Origin of the sequence: Pseudoalteromonas sp. Ld20, assembly GCF_045064175.1 — a bacterium.
In the GTDB taxonomy this organism is placed as follows: domain Bacteria; phylum Pseudomonadota; class Gammaproteobacteria; order Enterobacterales; family Alteromonadaceae; genus Pseudoalteromonas; species Pseudoalteromonas neustonica.
The window spans coordinates 267,064-290,035 of record NZ_JBISHB010000041.1; the positions used below are offsets into that span (position 1 = coordinate 267,064).

At 40.7% G+C, this 22,972-nt stretch carries 19 protein-coding genes and 1 tRNA gene; 1 reads left to right on the forward strand and 19 read right to left on the reverse strand.

All coding sequences use genetic code 11. The annotated features are described in order from the left end of the window. Positions 1-193: 193 nt before the first annotated feature. From ACJJVX_RS16840 to ACJJVX_RS16930, 19 genes are all read right to left on the reverse strand, one after another. Positions 194-1,222: a DUF2804 domain-containing protein gene (locus ACJJVX_RS16840; protein ID WP_054455196.1), complete on the reverse strand. Its 1,029-nt coding sequence runs from the start codon at positions 1,220-1,222 to the stop codon at positions 194-196. Positions 1,223-1,500: 278 nt separating this feature from the next. After that, complete coding sequence (locus ACJJVX_RS16845; protein ID WP_405632529.1) at positions 1,501-2,124, reverse strand: hypothetical protein; 624 nt, start codon at positions 2,122-2,124, stop codon at positions 1,501-1,503. A gap of 113 nt (positions 2,125-2,237) precedes the next feature. Beyond that, entirely contained in the window at positions 2,238-2,570 is a 333-nt protein-coding gene (locus tag ACJJVX_RS16850) for a Na+/H+ antiporter subunit G (protein WP_405632531.1), read from the reverse strand. 9 nt (positions 2,571-2,579) lie between these two features. After that, entirely contained in the window at positions 2,580-2,849 is a 270-nt protein-coding gene (locus ACJJVX_RS16855) for a K+/H+ antiporter subunit F (protein WP_016707651.1), read from the reverse strand. After that, entirely contained in the window at positions 2,843-3,379 is a 537-nt protein-coding gene (locus ACJJVX_RS16860; RefSeq protein ID WP_054206014.1) for a Na+/H+ antiporter subunit E, read from the reverse strand. The genes ACJJVX_RS16855 and ACJJVX_RS16860 overlap by 7 nt, the downstream gene beginning before the upstream one ends. Next, on the reverse strand, positions 3,379-4,896 hold the full coding sequence (locus ACJJVX_RS16865; RefSeq protein ID WP_054206015.1) for a monovalent cation/H+ antiporter subunit D: 1,518 nt from the start codon (positions 4,894-4,896) through the stop codon (positions 3,379-3,381). The genes ACJJVX_RS16860 and ACJJVX_RS16865 overlap by 1 nt, the downstream gene beginning before the upstream one ends. Continuing rightward, a complete protein-coding gene (locus ACJJVX_RS16870; RefSeq protein ID WP_054206016.1) occupies positions 4,893-5,240 on the reverse strand; it encodes a Na+/H+ antiporter subunit C in 348 nt (115 codons plus the stop codon). The genes ACJJVX_RS16865 and ACJJVX_RS16870 overlap by 4 nt, the downstream gene beginning before the upstream one ends. Continuing rightward, positions 5,240-8,032: a monovalent cation/H+ antiporter subunit A gene (locus ACJJVX_RS16875; RefSeq protein ID WP_054206017.1), complete on the reverse strand. Its 2,793-nt coding sequence runs from the start codon at positions 8,030-8,032 to the stop codon at positions 5,240-5,242. The genes ACJJVX_RS16870 and ACJJVX_RS16875 overlap by 1 nt, the downstream gene beginning before the upstream one ends. A gap of 246 nt (positions 8,033-8,278) precedes the next feature. Next, a complete protein-coding gene (locus ACJJVX_RS16880; RefSeq protein ID WP_405632536.1) occupies positions 8,279-9,388 on the reverse strand; it encodes a hypothetical protein in 1,110 nt (369 codons plus the stop codon). Positions 9,389-9,440: 52 nt separating this feature from the next. Then, positions 9,441-10,319, reverse strand: coding sequence for a lipoprotein NlpI (gene nlpI / locus ACJJVX_RS16885; RefSeq protein ID WP_054206019.1), 879 nt, complete (start codon positions 10,317-10,319; stop codon positions 9,441-9,443). Positions 10,320-10,458: 139 nt separating this feature from the next. After that, positions 10,459-12,585 carry a polyribonucleotide nucleotidyltransferase gene (gene pnp, locus ACJJVX_RS16890; RefSeq protein WP_054206020.1) on the reverse strand — a complete coding sequence of 709 codons (2,127 nt, stop codon included), beginning with the start codon at positions 12,583-12,585 and terminating at the stop codon, positions 10,459-10,461. A 354-nt stretch (positions 12,586-12,939) separates the two neighbouring features. Further along, entirely contained in the window at positions 12,940-13,209 is a 270-nt protein-coding gene (rpsO, locus tag ACJJVX_RS16895) for a 30S ribosomal protein S15 (protein WP_016707659.1), read from the reverse strand. A gap of 152 nt (positions 13,210-13,361) precedes the next feature. Further along, positions 13,362-14,321 (reverse strand): tRNA pseudouridine(55) synthase TruB, encoded by a 960-nt coding sequence (gene truB / locus ACJJVX_RS16900; protein ID WP_054206021.1) that lies wholly within the window; start codon positions 14,319-14,321, stop codon positions 13,362-13,364. Next, entirely contained in the window at positions 14,305-14,766 is a 462-nt protein-coding gene (gene rbfA / locus ACJJVX_RS16905) for a 30S ribosome-binding factor RbfA (protein WP_054206022.1), read from the reverse strand. The genes truB and rbfA overlap by 17 nt, the downstream gene beginning before the upstream one ends. A gap of 110 nt (positions 14,767-14,876) precedes the next feature. Beyond that, a complete protein-coding gene (gene infB / locus ACJJVX_RS16910) occupies positions 14,877-17,534 on the reverse strand; it encodes a translation initiation factor IF-2 (protein ID WP_054206023.1) in 2,658 nt (885 codons plus the stop codon). Between the two features lie 25 nt (positions 17,535-17,559). Continuing rightward, complete coding sequence (nusA, locus tag ACJJVX_RS16915; protein ID WP_054206024.1) at positions 17,560-19,059, reverse strand: transcription termination factor NusA; 1,500 nt, start codon at positions 19,057-19,059, stop codon at positions 17,560-17,562. Positions 19,060-19,097: 38 nt separating this feature from the next. Further along, complete coding sequence (gene rimP / locus ACJJVX_RS16920) at positions 19,098-19,553, reverse strand: ribosome maturation factor RimP (RefSeq protein WP_054206025.1); 456 nt, start codon at positions 19,551-19,553, stop codon at positions 19,098-19,100. A gap of 268 nt (positions 19,554-19,821) precedes the next feature. Next, positions 19,822-19,898 (reverse strand) — tRNA-Met (locus ACJJVX_RS16925). 276 nt (positions 19,899-20,174) lie between these two features. Further along, positions 20,175-20,867: a hypothetical protein gene (locus ACJJVX_RS16930; protein WP_405632544.1), complete on the reverse strand. Its 693-nt coding sequence runs from the start codon at positions 20,865-20,867 to the stop codon at positions 20,175-20,177. Between the two features lie 382 nt (positions 20,868-21,249). Here ACJJVX_RS16930 and ACJJVX_RS16935 point away from each other — a divergent pair, with 382 nt between their 5' ends. Further along, complete coding sequence (locus ACJJVX_RS16935; RefSeq protein ID WP_169327709.1) at positions 21,250-22,803, forward strand: cryptochrome/photolyase family protein; 1,554 nt, start codon at positions 21,250-21,252, stop codon at positions 22,801-22,803. Positions 22,804-22,972: the final 169 nt, after the last annotated feature.

The following is a 22,972-nucleotide window of genomic DNA, read 5'->3' on the forward strand; positions in this document are numbered from 1 at the left end:
TGAGTTAATCGTAAGTTGGTATGAAGTAACACCCGCTCACAGATTATCTTAAGTTTAGAATATCAACTGAACTTTATTTGTATTAAAAAGCCCTAAGTATTGCTGTTTAGGGCTTTATTTATATTCGCTACTAATCACTCTTTTCAAAATTAACACCACTTATAACTTACCGCTTAAAACTTAAAGCTCCTCTCTACCACTTCGCATAGTGATCTTCGGTAAAGCCCCACTCGCCATTAAGTGTAATCACTTCATTTTCGAGGGTGATTTGGCCATAGTAACGGCCGAAGTGTTGAGTAAAGTTGCTGGCGATGATGAGTAAGTTGGTTTTATCTTGGCGTTTACCAGCGGGTTCAAAGGTTAGATTTATAATACCGTCGTTTGAGCGTAGCCGCCATTTACTCGTTGCTTTAGTATTACCATAACGCTCAAATTGAAAATCGACCATATCAATTTTGTAAAGCGTGCCATCGAGCCACAAGGCGTTTTCGGTAAAACCTGTTTCAATAACCCCTGCACTTAAATTTAAACCTAAACGGCGGCCATCGGTTAATATGCAGGCTAAACTCCCCCAGTTCCAAAATGTTTCTCGGCGCATGTAACCTGCGCTCCAATCTACACTTGCGAGTGAGTTATGCGTTTGAAGATCAAATAAACGACCACGCCACTTCACGGTTCCATCACATGGAAGCGCTGCGCTTTTCTGAGTAAAATGAAACCCTGTAAAACCCGCGCGAACACATACGGCAAGCGAATTGTAATTAGCTGACTCATCTATGTTGGCATTAATTTTAAGCCCTGATTTTAAATCAACTTTCACATTGCGTATGCGCGGATCATTCGTTGTCTGAATCACTACGCTGTTACGCCCTTTTTGAAAGGTAGCTTGCCCTGTATTTGGTGTCGGATCTATACACGTATTTAAAGAGAATAGGTTTATAAAGCTATATTCATCAAACTCTTGGGTGTTTGGGTCATATATGTATACAAAGCAATTGCTGGCTATTTTTAAGTCAACAATTGCTAAACCAATAATTAACTGACCGCTGGTAAAACTAATAAACTGAAATTGATTAAATCTTAACTTTTTAAAAAGTGTATTACTGGGTTTACCCATTGCGCTACGAAGGTCAAAATCCATATAATTGATACTATCCACTCCATCTGGAAAAATACCAAAGTGGGCTTGTCCATGTTGATTAATCAACTCTTTTTTAGCCATGTAGAAAGCTTCCTTTAGTATCTAAAAATTCAATCATTCGCTTAAAGCTTACGCATTATACCCAAACTACCTCAAGATGCAGAATTCAGCGTTTCACAGGGACTTAATATCAAGGCGTTACTTTGCGAGAATGGTAGTCCCTTTTAAGAAGTAACAACGATGAGAGTCAGTGCCTGTGAAACGCCCAAAGGGTTGGTTTAAAAGCGATTTATACGGCGTTAATGATTTTAACAATAGAACCACTATTACTTGCAATCAATGCCTTGCCTAAATCGCTTTTAATTCCAACTGAAACTTGTATATTGAGGTGGTTTGGGTATACAACCAAACCCACTCAGATCAATTTGTTTAATTTTCTCACCTTTATCACTTTGGCCGTTATACGTGATGATCAACGTATTTGCTTTTTCTTTAAATGTAAAAGTGCCAAGCCAGTCGAGCGTCACGATAGGTTGAAGTGTATAAAAACCGGTTGAATCGGTACATTGATATGAAAAGTAATGAGTCGCTTTGCCAAACGCGCCTACATCGGACGTATAAACACTAATGTTTCCTTGTTGTTTATAGTCGTCGGCCTGAGTTCCTACTACTACATACAATACACTAATCACAGTAAATAAAATAAACTGAATACCTGCCAAAATAAATATACCGACATCAACTACTTTTAAAAACCACGAACGCGGCGCATCTATATAAATTTGACGGCGGGTATGATGTATAAGAAAAAAGCCGCCCATAACCACAAGGGCTAACTTGATAGGTATTAAATACACACTAAATAAATACATACTTTTTGCGCTATGCCATTGCAGGCCAAAGGCGGTAGGTATAAGTAAACTATCAATTAAAGGAGCTAATATCAGTAAATACGCGATAATGCGTTTTTTATCTTTAATCATTTATAAGCGTTGGTAATAAATCATGTTATTGAGTGTACAAATAAAAACAGCCAATAAAAAGCCCGCTAAGTTAAACCTTGCGGGCTTTTTATTATAACAATTAGTATAAGTAATTAATCGTCTTCAATGTTGTCTAATCCCTTAGTCCCTTCTTTAGCTTTAAGCTTATGATGTATCGCGGATTTTATAAGCATATACCCACTGATAGGCGCTGTGATCAATAAAAATATCGTGATCAACAGTTCTTTAACACTTATACCATCTTGAGTGTTGCTAAAAAACACCATAGCTCCAATGAGTACTCCAGCCATACCGAGTGCGGTCGCTTTTGTTGGGCCATGTAGACGCATAAAAAAATCAGGCATTTTAATAAGGCCAATTGAGCCTATTAAAATAAATGCGCCACCAATAAGTAATAAAATAGACACTACCCATTCACTGTACATACGTTTTCCTTATTCGATGATGTCGCCACGTAACAAATATTTACATACCGCTACGGTGCTTACAAAGCCGAGCATTGCTATCAATAGCGCTGCTTCAAAGTAAAGCCCAGTACCCATGCTCATACCATATAAAATGATCAGTGCTATGGTATTTATATACATAGTATCAAGCGCTAAAATTCTATCTGGTACTGACGGACCAACAACCAAACGCCATAAATTGAGTAATAGCGATAGGCCAATCATTGCAAAGACGATTAAGAACACCGTTTCTAACATTGAAATATCTCCTTCAGTGGCGCTTCATAACGTTTTTTAATTGTATTGATAAGCTCTTGTTCGTCATTCAAATCTAATACATGTATTAGTAAATAACGTTGCTTTGGCTTCTCACCTTTTGGCAGTGATTCTGGAATTGGATACACTTCCGCACTTACTGTTCCCGGGGTTAGCGATACAGTGCTTGCCAAAATAGTAATAGGCATTGAGTGGCTTAAATCTAAAGGAACTTTAACAAACGCAGGACGTAATTTTTTAGTCGGCCCTAGTATCAGTAATGCCACCTGTAGATTAGCAGTAATAATGTCATATAACACAATAATTAGCTGCTTTAGGGCTAACCCTGGCTTAATGATCAGTGGCTGTGGGACACGAAATGGAAATGTCGCCAATGGAATTAAAATAGCAAAAACCGTAGCCAATACTAAGTGCCCAGCAGATACACTATTATTAAGTAACAGCCATACCACAAACAATAGACCACTACGAAAAGGCGTTGGCAACCAACTAAAACGTGATTCTAAACGCATTATGAACCTCCCCCAAGTACAGTGTTAATACCACCGGTAATATCATGTAGCTGCGTAGCAGCAGCGATCATATATTCACTCACTGGACCACCAAATATAACTAATAAAGGCGAACATATTAATAAACCGATTACCGCAATAATTTGTAGTGGCTGGGCTTTTACGCCTTCAGTTAACTCACTATCTTGGTGTTTACGTTCCCAAAACAGGCTAGTCCCAGCACGTGATAATGCCACCAACAGCGCAAAACTGGCAATTAAGTAAACAGGCCAAAACAACAGTGCTTTTTCACTATCTAATGCTGTTTTTAAAATCCACACTTTACCTACAAACCCTGATAGTGGCGGCATGCCGATCACACTCAAAGCGGCAATAATAAAACAAGCACCTAGCAATAGAGGTTGTCCTACCGCTCGCCCTGCTGCAAAACGATCTGCGACTTTTCCGCGTTGATGAGAAATTAAATCAGCGATTAAAAATAATGCCGCACACACTAACGTTGAATGTACTAGGTAATACAATAATGCAGCAGTAGCATTAATATTTTGAATTGCCACTAAAGCCACCAACGTACCAACCGATACGATCACCAAGTTAGCGGTGAGTTTACGCAAATCTTGAGCTGCAATAACACCGATTGCACCCGCAATAATTGTTGCCACAGCTAATCCCCACAACCAAGGTTGTGCCATGTGGGCAAGTTGCCCTGCTTCATCGCCAAAAATAACCGTATATACGCGTAACATTGTATACACGCCTACTTTCGTCATTATCGCAAATAGCGCAGCCACTACGGGCATTGCACTAGCGTAAGTATTAGGTAACCATAAATGCAATGGCAATAACGCGCCTTTGAGTGCAAAAACAACAAGTAGTAATAAGCCACCTATCTTGGCTAGGTAGACATCATCACCTTGCAACTGAGACATTTTTTGCGCCATATCGGCAATATTTAATGTTCCCAGTACACCGTATAAAATACCAAGTGCAATCAAAAAAACACTAGAGCCAATTAGATTTAAGCTAACGTACTGAATGGCTGAACGGGTCTTATGTTTATCACCGTCATGCATCAATAATGAATATGAGGCAATTAATAGTACTTCAAAAAATACAAATAGATTAAATAAGTCACCTGTTAAGAAAGCGCCATTTACACCCAGTACAAGGAAATGTACTAATGGGTGAAAAAAGCCTCCTTTCTCGTCATCACCTACACAGCTATATAAAGTAACAACCAAGCCTAAGAGTGAAGTAAGACACACTAATAACACAGAGACTAAATCAGCAACAAGTACAATACCAAATGGCGCTTGCCAATCACCAATGGCATAAACAATGATGCCTGAATGCAACACTTCCCATAATAAGAACGCACTCACTAACGTACTTAGAAAAGCCATAAATACAGAAGCTACACGACGAATTGGAATACTTTTTCCACACGGTGGTAGCAGTAAAATAACCCCAGCCAACATAGGTAATAAAATGGGCCAAGAAGCAATGTGCTGAATCATTTGTGCTCCTTATGTTCAATTTTTCCTAAGTGACCATCAACATGATCATTGCCTAAATCTGCACGGCCACGAATTGCAAGTATCACAACAAATGCGGTCATTGCAAAACCTATTACTATTGCTGTTAATACCAGTGCTTGTGGCAGCGGATCTGCATAATCAGCACCGGTACCTAATACTACTGCTTTATTAATAGTTAAACGCCCTGACGAGAATAAAAACAAGTTCACTGCATATGAAAGCATTGTAAGCCCTAATACAACCGGAAAAGTCCGTGCTCGTAGGATCAAATAGACCCCACAAGCGACTAATACACCAACGCATGATGCGTATAACAATTCCATTAAATATTTACCTCATTTTTTGGAGTATCGGCTGTTAATTTACCTAAACTGGCGAGAATCATTAATGTCGCGCCCACAACCGTCAAATACACACCTAAATCAAATATAATGGCACTTGCCAATTCTGTTTTGCCCACAAATGGGAAGTCAAAATAATCAAACCATGTTGTTAGAAAAGGCCTATCAAATGCCCAACTACCCAATCCAGTAAACATTGCGATAGCAATACCTGAGGCGATAATTTTACGGTAATTAACATCAAAGCGTTCAGTGATCCAAATAGAGCCGTGAGCCATATATTGCAAAATAAATGCAATAGCGGTTACCAAGCCTGCGATAAATCCACCACCAGGTAAGTTATGACCACGTAAAAAGATATATGCTGACACTAATAGCGCTAATGGTAATAAGCTTTGTGAAATACTTGCTAATAATAGTGGATGGCGCTCACGTGCCCATGGGCGACCTTCGCTATCACTTGCTGGCATAAATAAAGGTAAGTTAGTAAGTACTTTATAAATACCTAATGCAGCAATACCTAATACCGTGATTTCACCGAGCGTATCAAACCCCCTAAAATCGACAAGAATTACGTTCACTACGTTTGTACCACCACCGCCAGTTTTAGCATTAGCAATAAAAAAGTCTGATATTGACTCAAGCGGCCTTGTTAATAACGCATAACAAATACTCGCTACAACAACTCCCATTGCAGAAGCAATACTTAAATCACGTATTACACGTAATGAGCTTGATTCTTTTGGTGTACGCTGTGGTAAAAAGAACAATGCTAGCATCAGCAGAATCACCGTAACTACTTCGACTGTTAGCTGTGTTAGTGCTAAATCAGGTGCTGAGAAACGTGTAAACGCCACTGACACCATCAACCCAACAATTGACAACATTAATAAAGATACCACGCGTGAGCGATGCCAAATTACGGTGCTAATTGCACCTATAATCAACAGCCCAGCGCCAATTGCATTATGAAAATCGATCGGAGTACGCGGCGCTGTGCCTGCCAGTGCTTCCATTTCGAATAATGGCCAACCCGCGCACAATAACACCACGCCTAACATTACAACAATATAGCGTTGTAATGAGCCATTCTCTACACTGCGTACTTTATCTCGACTCCATTTAATAATGTTATAAACAAAACGTTCAAAAGTTTTCTTGGCATTTAATGGCGGCAATGACGCCTGGAATTTAAACAAATGTTTACGCTGAATATAAATAAACACGCCACCCACTACAGCCATCGCGCTCATAAGTAATGGTAAATTAAAGCCATGCCAAATTGATAATTTAAACTCTGGTGTAGCCTCTCCAAGCACCGCTAATGACGCCGCTGATAAAATACCGTCAACCACAAAGTGTGGAAACATACCGACCAATAAACACAACACAACCAGAATTTCGATTGGTACACGCATATAACGCGGTGGTTCGTGCGGTGTTTTAGGTAAATTAATTGGGTCACCATTAAAAAACACATCGTGAATAAAGCGTGCAGAATAAGCCACAGAGAAAGCAGCCGCTAGCGTTGCTAACACTGGGATAAGCCACGACATTGAGCCTAATATCTGTTGGTGTAGCGTTTCTGCAAAAAACATTTCTTTTGACAAGAAACCATTTAATAACGGTACTCCTGCCATTGCAGCGGCTGCAACCATCGCAAGAGTGGCGGTATAAGGCATAAAACGCCACATTCCGTTGAGCCTGCGCATATCACGCGTGCCAGTTTCGTGATCGATAATACCCGTGGCCATAAATAATGACGCTTTAAAGGTCGCATGGTTAATGATATGAAATATCGCCGCGACAGTGGCAAGCTCAGTATCCAAACCAAGTAACAGTGTTATTAAACCTAAGTGACTAATCGTTGAGTACGCCAATAGCCCTTTTAAGTCATGCTTAAATAAAGCGATATAAGCACCGACTAATAACGTTGCTAAGCCAGTCATGGCGACCAAGATAAACCAGGTATCAGTGCCCGCCAGTGCAGGGTAAAATCGTGCTAATAAAAAGATACCGGCCTTAACCATTGTTGCCGAATGTAAATATGCACTAACTGGCGTCGGCGCAGCCATTGCATGTGGCAGCCAAAAATGAAACGGAAACTGTGCAGATTTAGTGAAGGCGCCCAACAATACAAGTACTAATGCAAGCTCATATAAATCATGCGATTGGATCAACGCTTTGCTAGCTAAAATAACATCTAAATTATAGCTACCAACTATATCACCTAGCAATAACAAGCCACCAAGTAACGCTAAGCCACCTGCACCTGTAACGGCCAGTGCCATACGAGCACCTTTTCGCGCTTCAGATTTATGCCACCAGTAACTAATTAATAAAAATGAGCTGATACTGGTCAATTCCCAAAATAACCAGAGCTGGATGACGTTATTTGACATAACAATACCCAGCATTGCCGTCATAAACAGCATTAAATAGCTGTATAGCTTAGGCATTGAATCATTACTACTTAAGTAATAACGGGTATAAAAAATAACGAGTAAGCCAATACCTAGAATCATAAAAATGAACAGTAAGCTTAAACCATCTAAACGAAAGGCTATTTCCATGCCAAGAGCGGGGATCCACTGCGCGGTAAAGCGAATTGTCTCACCAGCCAAAACGGCGGGCGTATGATAAATCGCAATTGCTAAAGCGCACAGTGGCGCCATCATAGTAAGGCTCGTAGATTGGTTACGAGTCAATTTGCCGGTGCATGAAGAAATAACACTGCCAATTAAGGATAGCAAGGGTATCCAGAGCAAAGTCATAGTGAGAAACCTTTTAAAGTCATAAGAATATCAATACGTCGCTAGTTAATTTTAGTTGTGTACTGGTCATTGTGAATGGTTATTTATTTTTGCTTATTAAAACAATTATAGTGGGTATAGTTATACTGATCAGGGATCATTTTGTCTATAGTGAGGGCACCTACCCGCCGTTATTTTGAACAAATTTAACGTCGATTTTATATTATTTACAACTTTTATGCCTATTCGTTTTATTTATCATTTTATCTAAAAAGAAATTTTCTCTTCAAGCTGCGTGAAATAATCACCAAAACGTATCGGTTGCTCTGCTGGGTTTGCTATTTGCTTTAACCATAATTGCTGATATTGTTGCGAGAGTGGGATCTGTTGATATTGCATTATTGACCAATTTTCACTGGGTTTATACGCTTTTATTGCTGTCTGACAACTATCACTTTGTTGCCAACCAATAGGCGGCGCCACTCCATTTGCAATAAATAAGTTTGGTGCTACAAAGCCTTTTTGCTGGCATAACCATGCTTGCTTAGTTGCTGGTAAAACGTACTCATCTTCAAAACCACTGAAATGCATGAGCTCATGTAAAAATAATCCGTAGTGACTCGCTGAATTTAGGTGCATGATTCCACCACTGACGTTACCTAAACCACTGCGTGTCATCATCACAATAAAGTCAAATCCAGTTGGCCATACTTTATTATTAACAAGCGGCCGCCAATCGCATCGTGCTGCATGCTCTGGATGTTGTTGACAGTTTATTGAGTCCCCTAAGTAAATGGGTTTACTAAAACAAAAGCTTCCTGCTCTTGGTTGAGGTTCTATTTGATAGAGGGTTTTAAATATATTGAGTTGTGCTAAGCCTTGGCGATGATCTGTCATCATCAGCACATTAAACTCACAATGCGATTGTGCTTGTTGCTGTGCAAAAGATAATAAAAAACCCTCATGGCTTGCAAAGCGTTGATCAATACTCGCTGGCGCCGCACTATATTGTAATTTTAATTGCTCTGCTGCATCGCTTTCAGGCAACAACTGCAGCTGTGATAATGCGGTTAAATCGTCCCAACGCTCTAATTTCAGCAATAACGCACTGAGTTTACGGCGTTTATCAGCATTTTGTTGGGCAGCGCTCGCTCGCCAAAAAGGTAAGGCAGATTGCCCCTTACCATTTTTTAATAAGCGTAATGCCCAAACAAACTGTGCATCAGCTTCACCGCTCAAAGCTAATAAATATAATGTAGGATCGGGCAAAGAACTCAACAGGGATTTAAAATCATCAGCAAAGCGGTAATAGTTTATAAAAATCGAAGTCGGGGTATGTTTTACATGCCAAAAAGCAAGAGCGTGATGCTGATTCACCGAGCTAGGTAACCCTCCTAAGCTCAGTATAACAACAACGCTGATTAGCCATTTAACTAGCGTTATCACCAGCCATTAACTCAAGCTCTAAACGTGCATATTTATATTCAACAAATTCATGGACATTAGTTGCAAGCGTTAACCTAAAAAAGTCTGCTGCTTGATAATTAAGCCCTTCTGCTTGATACATTTTTGCAAGATAAAAATAAGCCTCACATAAACGTTGAGCATATTCTTGCTCTGACTTTACACCTTCGCTGATGGTTGCCAAAAAAGAATGTTCGCTCATATCACCTAAATACAATGAAATTAGCCCATATGCCCACTGGCTATCGTCTAGTCCTTGTGCATTTGCTTTTAGATTTGCAAGAGCTTTTATTGGTTCATCATCAGCTTGCGCAAGGTAAAGCCATAAAACACGATATGGGTCACTTGGTGCACGGGCTAAAAACTCAGACAGATCAGCCGATGCTAATACAGGTCTGTTTCCATAATAGAGCGCAATACCACGATTCAAATATGCATATTCATGCTGTTCATTGAGCTCTAGTGCAGAATCAAAAAGTTCGTAAGCTTTTTCATATTGCTGCATCAAGGTGTGGTGAATACCTAAAAAGTTATACACCTCAGCCAAGTTGGGCTTTAATTGTACAGCGCGATTAAAATCAATACGTGCCAGCGTCGGCATCCCTAAGCTATCGAATAATACTCCACGGTCGTAATATAACTTAGCTTGTTGTTCTGGCTCTAAATCAGTACGATTTAATAGCTCTGAGTAACGCGCTATCGCTATTTCACTACGAAAATCAGACGCTAAAGGAGCTGTAAAAGGGACGTTTACAATTGGCGTTGGTTCAGCTTGAGACGTTGACTGACAAGCGCTTAAAGACAAAACAGCAAACGATGCTAAAGCGATGTGTTTAAGTATCATTAAAATCCTTAATACCTAGATAAGTAGCAAACAGATAAGACAAGTGCTATCCAAAGAGGTTTCATTAAAGCATAAAAAAAGAGGCTATACAGCCCCTTTTTTATGCTATCCAGAGAATATCTGGATTAAATATCAACAATTAAGCGTCAGTAGGTGCGTCAGCTGCAGGTGCTGCTGATTCCATTGCTTCTTTGATACTTAGACGTACGCGACCTTGGCGATCTACTTCTAGTACTTTAACTTTAACTTCTTGACCCTCAGAAAGGTGATCAGCAACGTTATTTACGCGCTCAGTACTAATTTGAGAAATATGTACTAGACCATCTTTACCAGGAAGAATGTTTACGAACGCACCGAAATCAACGATACGTACAACTTTACCTTCGTAGATAGTACCTACTTCAAGCTCAGCTGTTAATTGCTCAATGCGGCTAATTGCATTTGCTGCGCTTTCGCCGTCAGTTGCTGCAATTTTGATTGTGCCATCATCACCGATTTCAATCGTAGTACCTGTTTCTTCAGTAAGTTGACGAATAGTTGCGCCGCCTTTACCGATAACTTCAGCAATTTTCTTCTGTGGTATCTTCATTGTGTAGATACGTGGAGCAAACATTGAAAGTTCTTCAGACGGTGCAGAGATTGCTTCGTCCATCACACCTAGAATGTGTAAACGTGCAGCTTTTGCTTGTTTAAGCGCAATTTGCATGATTTCTTGTGTGATACCTTCAATTTTGATATCCATCTGTAGTGCAGTGATACCTGCAGCAGTACCCGCCACTTTAAAGTCCATGTCACCTAAGTGATCTTCATCACCTAAGATGTCAGAAAGAACAACGAACTTCTCATCTTCTTTAACTAGGCCCATCGCGATACCCGCAACAGATGCTTTGATTGGTACACCTGCATTCATAAGTGCAAGTGAAGTACCACATACAGAGGCCATTGAAGATGAACCATTTGATTCAGTGATCTCAGATACAACACGGATTGAGTAAGGGAACTCAGTCAATGTTGGCATTACAGCTGCAATACCACGCTTAGCTAGGTTACCATGGCCGATTTCGCGACGCTTAGGAGAACCAACAAAACCAGTTTCACCTACGCAGAACGGAGGGAAGTTATAGTTAAGCATAAAGTGGTTTTTGTGCGTGCCAGTTAAATCGTCGATTAACTGTGAATCACGCTCTGTACCAAGTGTAGCTGTAACAAGTGCTTGAGTTTCACCGCGCGTAAAGATTGCAGAGCCGTGAGTACGTGGCAATACGCCAGTCATTACGTCTAGTGCACGGATCATATCTGGTTCACGACCATCAATACGTTTCTCGCCAGAAGCGATACGGCCACGAACGATTTTCTTCTCTAATGAACCGAATACTTTACCAACTTCTTGCTTGTCTAGAGACTCGCCTTCAGCAAGTTCAGCTGTTAATACTGCAACAACTTCATCTTTAGCTACGCCAAGTGCTTCTTTACGAGCAACTTTATCAGTGATGCGGTAAGCTTCGCCTACTTTCTCAGCTGCAATAGCGGCTACTTTATCTTCAAGCGCTACGTTTTTCGCAGGTGCAGTCCAATCCCATGTAGGCTTACCTGCTTGTGCTTTAAACTCTTCAATTGCAGTAATGATCGCTTGAGATTGCTCATGACCATATACAACAGCACCAAGCATTACGTCTTCTGCAAGTACGTTAGCTTCTGACTCAACCATAAGTACCGCTTTATCAGTACCTGCTACCACTAAATCAAGTTGGCTTTCTTCAAGCTCTTTTAATGTAGGGTTAAGTACATATTCACCGTTGATATAACCAACGCGAGCAGCACCAATTGGACCACTGAATGGGATACCTGAAATAGCTAACGCCGCTGAAGTACCAATCATCGCAACCATATCAGGTTGGATTTCAGGGTTAACAGAAACAACAGTAGCAATAACTTGTACTTCGTTTACGAAACCGCTTGGGAAAAGTGGACGAATTGGACGGTCAATAAGACGTGCAATAAGTGTTTCACCGTCGTTAGGACGACCTTCACGCTTTAAGAAACCACCAGGGATACGACCAGCAGCGTACATACGCTCTTGGTAGTTAACTGTTAGCGGGAAAAAGTCTTGGCCAGGTTGCGCTTCACGCTTACCAACAACAGTTACTAAAACTGATGTATCACCAATGCTTGCTAGTACTGCGCCGTCAGCTTGACGTGCGATAGCACCTGTTTCGATGGTCACTGTGTGCTGACCTAGTTGGAATTCTTTAATAATTGCTTGCACTTAAAATGTTCCTTAAATGTGTTCTAATAAGTTGTCATCAAAGTACCAATTACAGTACATAATTGTATTCAGTTGGAAATCAATTAAGTACTACAATTGGCAATGATGCGAATAAGCGTAGACAAACCTTTTTATCTACGCGCGTAGTATATACCAAAGCCACATAAAAATGCGAGTCTAGCGACTAGATAATACAGACTCTTGATGTCACTTTACTTACACGTATAGTCCAGAAGTTATGATGGGGATTTCAACTTACTTTTCAAGCGTTTTAGGATAAAAGCAGCAAAATATTTGACAAATTTTAGGCACAAAAAAAGGAGCTAAAAAGCTCCTTTCTATGTAATCTAGTTCTTAGCGACGTAGGCCAAGTTCTTGGATTAACGCAGTATAACGTGCAATGTCTTTACCTTTAAGGTAATCAAGCAGTTTACGGCGAGTGCTTACTTTACGAAGCAGACCACGACGTGAGTGGAAGTCATGCTTGTGATCAGCAAAGTGACCTTGAAGCTTGTTGATATCAAAAGTTAAAAGTGCAACTTGTACTTCAGGTGAACCAGTGTCGCCTTCAGCGCGTGCGAATTTTGCAATGATATCGATCTTTTCTTGATTACTTAGTGACATAATAACTCCAAAAATAAAATTTAAAAGGTGTCTTAGCCGATCACTAATTCAGCCAAAACGATTAAGCGGGCGTATTCTACCAAGTATGGGGATAACTACAAGTTAATTATCCCCATCTATGGCTAATAGCCAGCTTTAAATAACAACTTTAGCTATTCAGGTTTTACGTAATCATCTTGCTGACTGGCAAGTCCACGCTTCACTTTTAAGTGACCATTAGCATTCGCTTCGCCTGTACCGATGAAAACACCATCAGCCAATACCTTAATTGAACCATCAGGTAACGCTATTGGTAATTCGACCGCCTGCCCGTGACTAAACACAGAGCCTTGCGCTTTCGTTATTTCAACAACCGGTAAATCAACTAACGCAGTATCAATTGGTAATAGCAACGCATCTAAATAAGTTGAAAGAACAATTTCTTCACTTTTCGCTTTTGCAAGTAGCGCTTCAACTTCATCCAAGGAGACCATTTTATCTGCCGGGTACTGACCAACAGCGGTTCTGTGTAGCATAATAACATGTGCGCCACAGCCTAAATTTTCACCTAGATCGTCTACGATGGTACGAATATACGTCCCTTTTGAGACGTGGGCCGTCATTTGAATTTCATTGCGCTGTTCATCAAATTCATCGAACGTTAAGCTAAACACATTTATTTTTCTGCATTTACGAGGTACTTCAATCCCTTCGCGCGCATACTTATATAAAGGTCGCCCTTGATACTTAAGTGCTGAGTACATTGACGGGTATTGATCAGACTCGCCAACAAATGCGGCAATTTCTTTTATCAGTTGCTCACGCGTCACATTGACATCTTTGGTACTGACAATTTCACCATCAGAATCAGACGTTGTAGTACGCTCGCCTAATTTGGCGCGCACAACATAGGTTTTGTCAGTATCAAGTAAAAACTGCGTGAACTTGGTAGCCTCACCAAAGCAGATCGGCAGCATACCCGTTGCAAGCGGGTCAAGAGCACCTGTGTGCCCCGCTTTTTGTGCAAAATAAGCACCCTTAGCTTGCTGTAATGCTTTATTTGATGAAATACCGTGTGGTTTGTTTAACAACAAAATACCGTCAACAGGACGGCCTTTACTGCGCTTTGCCATCTGTATTTGTGCCTTCTTCGCTATCTGTTTCGTCATCTACTTGATTAACGTCATCAACGCTATCAGCTTCGTCATCTACATGCTTAGCATTGTCTTCACGAATGATTGAATCCACTAAGTTAGAAATGCGCATGCCTTCCATCAGTGAGTTATCAACTACAAACTTCAGCTCCGGCATAATACGGGCGCGAATACGTTTACCCAATAATGAGCGGATGTATCCTGTTGCTTCGTTTAATACGTTAGCACTTTGCTTCGCTGCATTTTCATCTTCTATATTAAAAACAGTAATGAATACTTTAGCGTAAGACAAGTCGCGTGATACTTCTACAGCAGACACTGTCACCATGCCTAAGCGTGGATCTTTTATTTCACGTTGCAATATAACAGCAATTTCTTTTTGAATTTGCTGAGCAACACGATCAGTACGAGAAAATTCTCTCATTATACTTTACTCTAAAATTATAACTCATTGAGAAATATAAATAAGTTATTTAAATAATGGATACACAAATGGGGGCTAAGCCCCCATTTATAATCTTAGCTTACGAGCAATTAAAGAGTACGTTGTACTTCAACTGTCTCGAATACTTCGATTTGGTCACCAACGCGAACGTCGTTGTAGTTCTTAACGCCGATACCACATTCCATGCCGTTACGAACATCAGCAACATCGTCTTTAAAGCGACGCAGTGACTCAAGCTCACCTTCGTAGATAACCACGTTTTCACGTAATACACGAATTGGCGCGCTACGCTTAATCGTACCTTCAGTAACCATACAACCAGCGATAGCGCCAATTTTTGGTGACTTAAATACGTCACGTACTTGAGCAAGACCAATGATCTCTTGCTTGAACTCAGGTGCTAACATGCCAGACATGGCTTGTTTAACTTCGTCAATCAAGCTGTAGATTACACTGTAATAACGTAAATCTAAGTTTTCAGTCTCAATCACTTTACGAGCAGATGCATCAGCACGAACGTTAAAGCCAACCACGATTGCGTTAGATGCTGCAGCAAGTGTTGCATCTGTCTCAGTGATACCACCAACACCAGAACCAACAATCTTCACTTTAACTTCATCTGTTGACAATCTAGTCAATGAATCAGAAATCGCTTCGATAGAACCCTGAACGTCTGCTTTAAGTACTACATTAACTTCAGACACATCGCCTTCAGTCATGTTAGTAAACATGTTTTCAAGCTTCGCTTTTTGCTGACGCGCTAACTTAACATCACGGAATTTACCTTGACGGTAAAGTGCAACTTCACGCGCTTTACGCTCATCTTTAACAACAGTTGCTTCATCACCAGCAGCTGGAATGCCTGATAAACCTAGGATTTCAACTGGGATAGAAGGACCTGCAGAGCGAATGTCTTTACCGTTCTCATCGCGCATTGCACGAACACGACCATACTCAAGACCACATAATACAATGTCACCTTGATTAAGCGTACCTGATTGAACAAGTACAGATGCAACTGGACCACGGCCTTTATCAAGACGAGATTCAATAACAACACCAGCCGCCATACCAACACTTGGGGCTGTAAGCTCAAGTAGTTCAGATTGGTTTAATACCGCTTCTAGAAGCTCATCAATACCTAAACCAGTTTTAGCAGAAATATGCACGTACTGTGTATCACCGCCCCACTCTTCAGGAATAACGTCTAGTTGAGCAAGCTCATTCTTAACGCGATCTGGGTCTACGCCTTCTTTATCCATTTTGTTAACAGCAATGATTAAAGGAACGCCAGCTGCACGCGCATGCTGTACTGCTTCTTTAGTCTGTGGCATTACACCATCATCTGCTGCTACCACTAGGATTACAATATCAGTCGCTTTAGCACCACGAGCACGCATTGATGTAAACGCCGCGTGACCTGGAGTATCTAAGAACGTGATCATGTTGCCATTAACATCAACATGATAAGCACCAATATGCTGTGTGATACCACCCGCTTCACCTGATGCCACTTTCGCTGAGCGAATGTAATCAAGTGTTGATGTTTTACCATGGTCAACGTGACCCATTACAGTTACTACTGGAGCACGAGGCTCAGACTTACCATCTTCATGGCGGTCATTTAGTACTGTTTGCTCTAATTCATTTTCTTTAACAATGATAACCTTGTGACCCATTTCTTCTGCAACTAACTGTGCAGCTTCTTGGTCAATCACTTGGTTAATAGTAACCATGTCACCCATTTTCATCATTGTTTTAACAACTTCAGCGCCTTTAACTGCCATGCGTGATGCAAGCTCAGCGACTGTAATTGTTTCACTAATACGCACTTCGTTTTTAACATCAACAGTTGGTTTTTGGAAACCGTGCTGTAATGATGCTGGTGCTTTTAGCTTACCTTTTTTGCCTCTCGAAGGAGAAAACTTCTCTTTCGCTGGGGCTTTTTTCTTTTTCTTCGCACGGCGTGTACCTTGCTCATCACGAGCATCGGCAACATCTTCTGCTTCACGTGCGTAAGTTGAAGTCGTAAGATGGTGATCCGCTGTCTCTTCGCGTTTCTTACGTTCTTCTTCTTCTTTCTTCCAGCGTGCTGAGTTTTCTTCAGCTAGCTTTCTTGCTTCTTCTGCTTGACGTTTCGCTTCTTCTTCAGCTTTCTTCAATGCGGCCTCTTCTGCTTCTTTTTGCAGACGCTCAGCTTCAACGCGATCTTTCTCTGACTTAGCGCTTTGCTCTGGGGTCATCTGCTTCTGTTTTGCTGCACGTTCAGCATCTGCTTTACGTTTAGCTTCCTCTTTTGCTTTACGGTCAGCCTCTTCTTTGGCTTTACGCTCTGCATCTTGTTTTGCTTTAAGCTCAGCAGCTTCTTGCGCTGCCTTTTGCTCAACTTCACGACGAGCGGCTTCTTCAGCTGCTATACGTGCTTGTTCTTGCTCTTGCTCAATAGCGCTTTTCTTCACGTAAGTACGGGTTTTGCGAACCTCAACCTGTACAGACTTTGCTTGACCTGTAGAGCCAGTTACACTCAGTGTGCTTTTGCTCTTACGTTGTAAAGTCATACGTGCAGGGCCATCTGAGCCTGTGCCGCCATGTTGCTTGCTTAAGTGATCAAGTAACGTTGCTTTTTCAGCTTCGGTTACATTATCACCTGCTTGCTTAGTGATACCGGCTTGCGATAGTTGTTGAAGTAATTTATCAACAGTTGTACCAATATCCCCGGCTAGTTTTTCAACATTTACTTCTGCCATAGTCTCTAATACCTCCGTTAATAAATTACTCGTCTGCGAACCAACAAATATTACGTGCAGCCATAATTAGCTCACCCGCTTTCTCAGAAGAAAGCTCTGTAATATCTACTAATTCGTCAATACCTTGCTCTGCTAAATCTTCTAACGTAACAACCCCTTTGCTTGCCATAACAAACGCTAGGTGACGTTCTAACCCTTCAAGTGCTAATAAATCTTCAGCAGGCTCTGCACCTTCAAGGCTTTCTTCTGTTTTCAATGCTTTCGTTGTTAATGCATCTTTTGCACGCGAACGAAGTAAATCAACCATTTCTTCATCTAAACCATCAATTTCTAAAAACTCAGCAGCTGGTACATAGGCTACTTCTTCAAGTGTTGAGAAACCTTCATTAATAAGCAATGACGCAAAATCATCATCGATATCAAGGTTTTGTGTAAATAAGTTAATTAGCTTGTCTGACTCAGCTTCGTTCTTAGTACGCATGTCTTCAACTGTCATTACGTTTAATTCCCAACCAGTTAACTGGCTAGCAAGACGAACGTTTTGACCGTTACGACCAATTGCTTGTGCTAGGTTATCAGCTTCAACAGCGATATCCATAGAATGCGTATCTTCATCCATTACGATAGATGCAACTTCAGCCGGTGACATTGCATTGATAACAAACTGTGCTGGATTATCGTCATATAGTACGATATCAACACGTTCACCACCAAGCTCTGTAGACACAGCTTGTACACGTGCGCCACGCATACCAACACACGCACCAATTGGATCAATACGTTTGTCGTTAGATTTTACAGCGATTTTAGCACGTGAACCTGGATCACGTGCAGCGGCACGTAATTCAATCATCTCTTCGCCAATTTCTGGCACCTCAATGCGGAACAACTCCATCAGCATTTCAGGCTTAGAGCGCGTTACAAATAACTGTGCGCCGCGTGCTTCTGGTTTTACTTCGTAAAGTAGACCACGAATACGATCGCCTGGACGGAAGTTTTCACGAGGTAACATGTCATCACGGTAAATTACCGCTTCTGCATTATTACCTAAATCAAGCACGATTGCATCACGCGTTGCTTTTTTTACAACACCCGTTACTAACTCGCCTTCTTGATCTTTATATGCTTCAACTACTAATGCGCGTTCAGCTTCACGTACTTTTTGTACGATTACCTGTTTGGCCATTTGTGTTGTGATTCGATCAAACTTGATTGATTCAATTTGCTCTTCAACAAAGTCACCCATTTGTAGATTTTCATCTTCAACTTGTGCAGCTTCTAATGTAATTTCGCTGTATGGGTTTTCAAGTGAACCATCTTCAAGTACTGGAGCAATCTGCCAACGACGAAATGTGTCGTAGTCACCCGTTTTACGGTCAATTGCTACACGAACTTCAATTTCGCCAATATGTTTTTTCTTAGTCGCTGTCGCTAATGCGAACTCTAACGCTTCGAAAATCTTTTCTTTTGGAACCGCTTTCTCATTGGAAACGGCTTCAGCAACCAATAATATCTCTTTTGCCATGGGTAATGCCTCGCTTGCCCTATTCCTTCGCACTCGTATTAAAACTTTGCGATGATGTTCGCACGTTCAACGTTGCTCAGCATGATTAGATGCTCAGCACCATCACTTGATAGTGTGATCATATCACTGCTAACTGATACTAAGTCGCCTTTAAAATTACGACGACCATCCTGTGGAAGTTTAGTACGTACGCGTACTTCCTCTCCTTGCGCCTTCTCGTAATGGTCTTGTTTGAATAATAGACGATCAACACCCGGAGACGACACTTCCAAATCATATTCGTTTGTAATTGGGTCTTCGACGTCTAAAATTGCGCTAATTTGACGACTTGCGTCAGCACAATTATCGACTGAAATCCCCGCTTCATGATCAATGTAGACTCTAAGCGTAGAATGGCGACCGGCTTGCACAAACTCAAGACCATGTAATTCAAAGCCTAACATCTCTACTGACGGTGAAAGCATGGTTAATAAATCTTGCTCAAGTTTTGTCACGAAAATCCTCCATACAAACAAAAAAAGGGCTTATAGCCCTAAAATACTTAACTTATTCCTTGGTATAAAACCAAGTGGTGCAGATACAACAACGCCCCGAACCAAGCGGGGCGTCACACCTAAAGCATAAAACTGTGTGGCCATGGGCCAAGCTTGGTTGCGGGTAGCTAAAGGCCACCTGAATAAGCACAACTGCTTAAACGCAAAACGCGCATTACATAGAATGCGCGATTTCAAATCAGTAACAAAAAATCGCTACTCAAAGTTGTGGTTGCGGGAGCCGGATTTGAACCGACGACCTTCGGGTTATGAGCCCGACGAGCTACCAGACTGCTCCATCCCGCGACAACTAGCATCAAGTGTCCTTGATACATATTTAGCAAAAGTAAGCTAAGCTAAACAATAGCGCCTATTATAAAGAGGGTTGCTGTAATTAGCAACCAAAAACTAGTAAAGAAAACACAATCGAAATCCATGGGATAAACACTCACGATAAACAACAATTATTGCATAGCATTGCAATAATCAAACCCAGTATCGTATCTCTCAATAAACAATTAAAAAGCAAATATCATCACAGCGTTGAGCAATATATATGACGAACCAATTGATGCCGTGTGATTACTGTAAGCTAATCATTTCAGAATGAAGTCTATCGATCTGACGCTGCTCTACGTCTATTAATGTATGATACTTAGATGTTACCGCCTCCATCCTTCTGGATAATGAATCATCATAAGTCGCATCCGTGATATTCGTTGGCTGTTCACTTACCTCATCCTCAAGCGCTGATATTTGCTGGTTCATGTTGATTTGATATGTATTTATTTTTGCCTGATGCCTTTGCATCTCTCGCTTAATTGTCTGTAAACGAATAAATGAATCTATACCTTTACTCTGTGGCGTTTGTGTACTTTTAACATCACTGTTTTGGTTTTCTTTTAAATGTTTTTTTTCACTGACTAAACGATCAATGTCATGCTGTTCACGTTCAATTAACACAGTAAATCGTTGTGAAGCGTTAGTCATTTGATTTGCTATTGCAATATCCTTTTTTGCACCCGATAAGTTATTAATCTGCGCATCAGATTGATTTACTAACGCTGCAATTATTTTATTCATTTTAACGCTAAGTGTATCGATCTTATCTTGATGTTGTTGGATCTGCGCGTCAATCTGTTTCAAACGAATATAGCTATCAATATCAGACTCCCCCGTTGCCTCCAGTATAACTTTTGGTGTAGGTACGCTTTTTTGTTCTTTTACAACAATAAACTCAGCATTTTCCCCGCATGGAAATTGACTAAATTCCACAACCCCTTTGGTCTCACATTTATAAACGTTGGCATGTAAAGGCCCCACGTAACAAAGGGTAATCAGGCAAGATAAAGCAATTTTTAATATTTCACTATGGTACTGACGATTAATCACAGATTACATTCCTTTGTTTGAATTTCTTTTTATACCACATTTATATACAAACAACCTCAAGATGCAAACTTCAGCGTTTCACAGGGGGTTAATACCAATCTGCGTAGATATGGAGGCGATTTAATCGCGGCGCGAAGTTTGTAACCTAGCGGGCTAAGTAAAAACCGAGCAACAAAGACTAGGAAGAACGCTTTGGCCAGCACGCCTTACATAATGAGATCCAACTTTAGAGGTCAATCGTATAAAAGTGTTTTAGGTTAAGTTTATGGCATATAAAATATTACGATTTATTTTTGGCGACCAGCTCAATGCAAATCACACTTGGTATAAAGAAGAAAACCAAGCGCAATACCTTTATGTCATTGCTGAATTAAAACAAGAGACTAATTATGTAAAGCATCATATACAAAAAGTCGCAGCATTTTTTTCAGCTATGGAAAACTTTGCCAGTGCCCTTAAAAAATCACAATTAAATGTGTTGCATTTAACCCTTGATGACACCCAACATGATGAGTCCATTACAACTCTTTTAAAGCGTTTAGCTGAGCAATACCAATGCCAGGAAATCCAGTATCAGTATCCAGATGAATATCGGCTATATCAGCAAATGCAGCAGTTAGAATCACACATATCTTTGAAAGTAAGCGCCTGTGATAGCGAACATTTTCTATTACCTTACAGTGATATTAGCGCCCACTTTAAAAAAGATAAACATGTGAAAATGGAGTTCTTTTACCGCATGATGCGCAAACGCTTTAATATCTTAATGAAAGATGGCGCACCACAAGGCGGACAATGGAACTTTGATCAAGACAATCGTAATAAATTAAAGAAAGCCGACTTAGCAACAATCCCTGAACCTAAAGTATTCAGTAATGATATTGAAATTATTTTACGGCGAATTAACAATCATAAAATAAGTACACTAGGTCATTGCTCTTCAACTCTTTTATGGCCTACGAGTCGCAATCAAGCAAAACAACTACTAGATTACTTTTGCACCCACCTTTTACCTCATTTTGGTCAGTTTCAAGATGCCATGACGTGTCAAACATCACACAAATGGAGCCTTTATCACAGTCGTATCGCTTTTGCCCTTAACACAAAAATGTTGCATCCAATGCACGTTATTAACCAAGTGTTGAGTGAATTTGATAAGCGAAAAAATGAAATTAACTTGGCGCAAGTTGAGGGGTTTATTAGGCAGATTTTAGGTTGGCGAGAATACGTAAGGGGTGTTTATTGGCAAAATATGCCAGACTACGCGACTAAAAACGAACTAAATGCAAAACGGGCATTGCCCGATTATTTTTGGCACGGTAACACAAAAATGAACTGCATGAAGCAGGCAATCGATCAAAGTTTAGACACAGCATATGCGCATCACATTCAACGATTGATGATCACAGGCAACTTCTGCTTATTGACCGGCATCAAGCCTGATGACGTAGATAACTGGTATTTAGGAATTTATATCGACGCCATTGAATGGGTAGAAATGCCTAACACACGAGGAATGAGCCAGTTTGCTGATGGTGGGCTAATTGCAACAAAACCGTATGCTTCGAGCGGAAACTACATAAACAAAATGAGTGATTACTGTAAAGGTTGTCATTATAACGTCAAACAAAAAAGTGAAGAAACGGCCTGCCCGTTTAATAGTTTATATTGGCTATTTATGCATACCCACGAAGCCCGCTTATCGCGTAACCCACGCATAGGTATGGTCTATAAAAATTGGCAAAAGCAAAACGAAACTCAACAATCGGCAACTTTAAAAAGAGCGCAGTGGTGCTTAACTAATATAGAAAAACTCTAGGGCCTGTTGACCTTTGTGGATTGAAACTTATTCAATCTAGGGGCGATTTAATCGCGGCGCGAGGTTTGTAATCGAGCGGGCTAAGTAAAAACCGAGCAAAGCTTGTGCGTCCTGCTCACGCCCCTTACCTACATCCGTGTACCCCTAGGAAGAACCCTTTGGGCAGCGC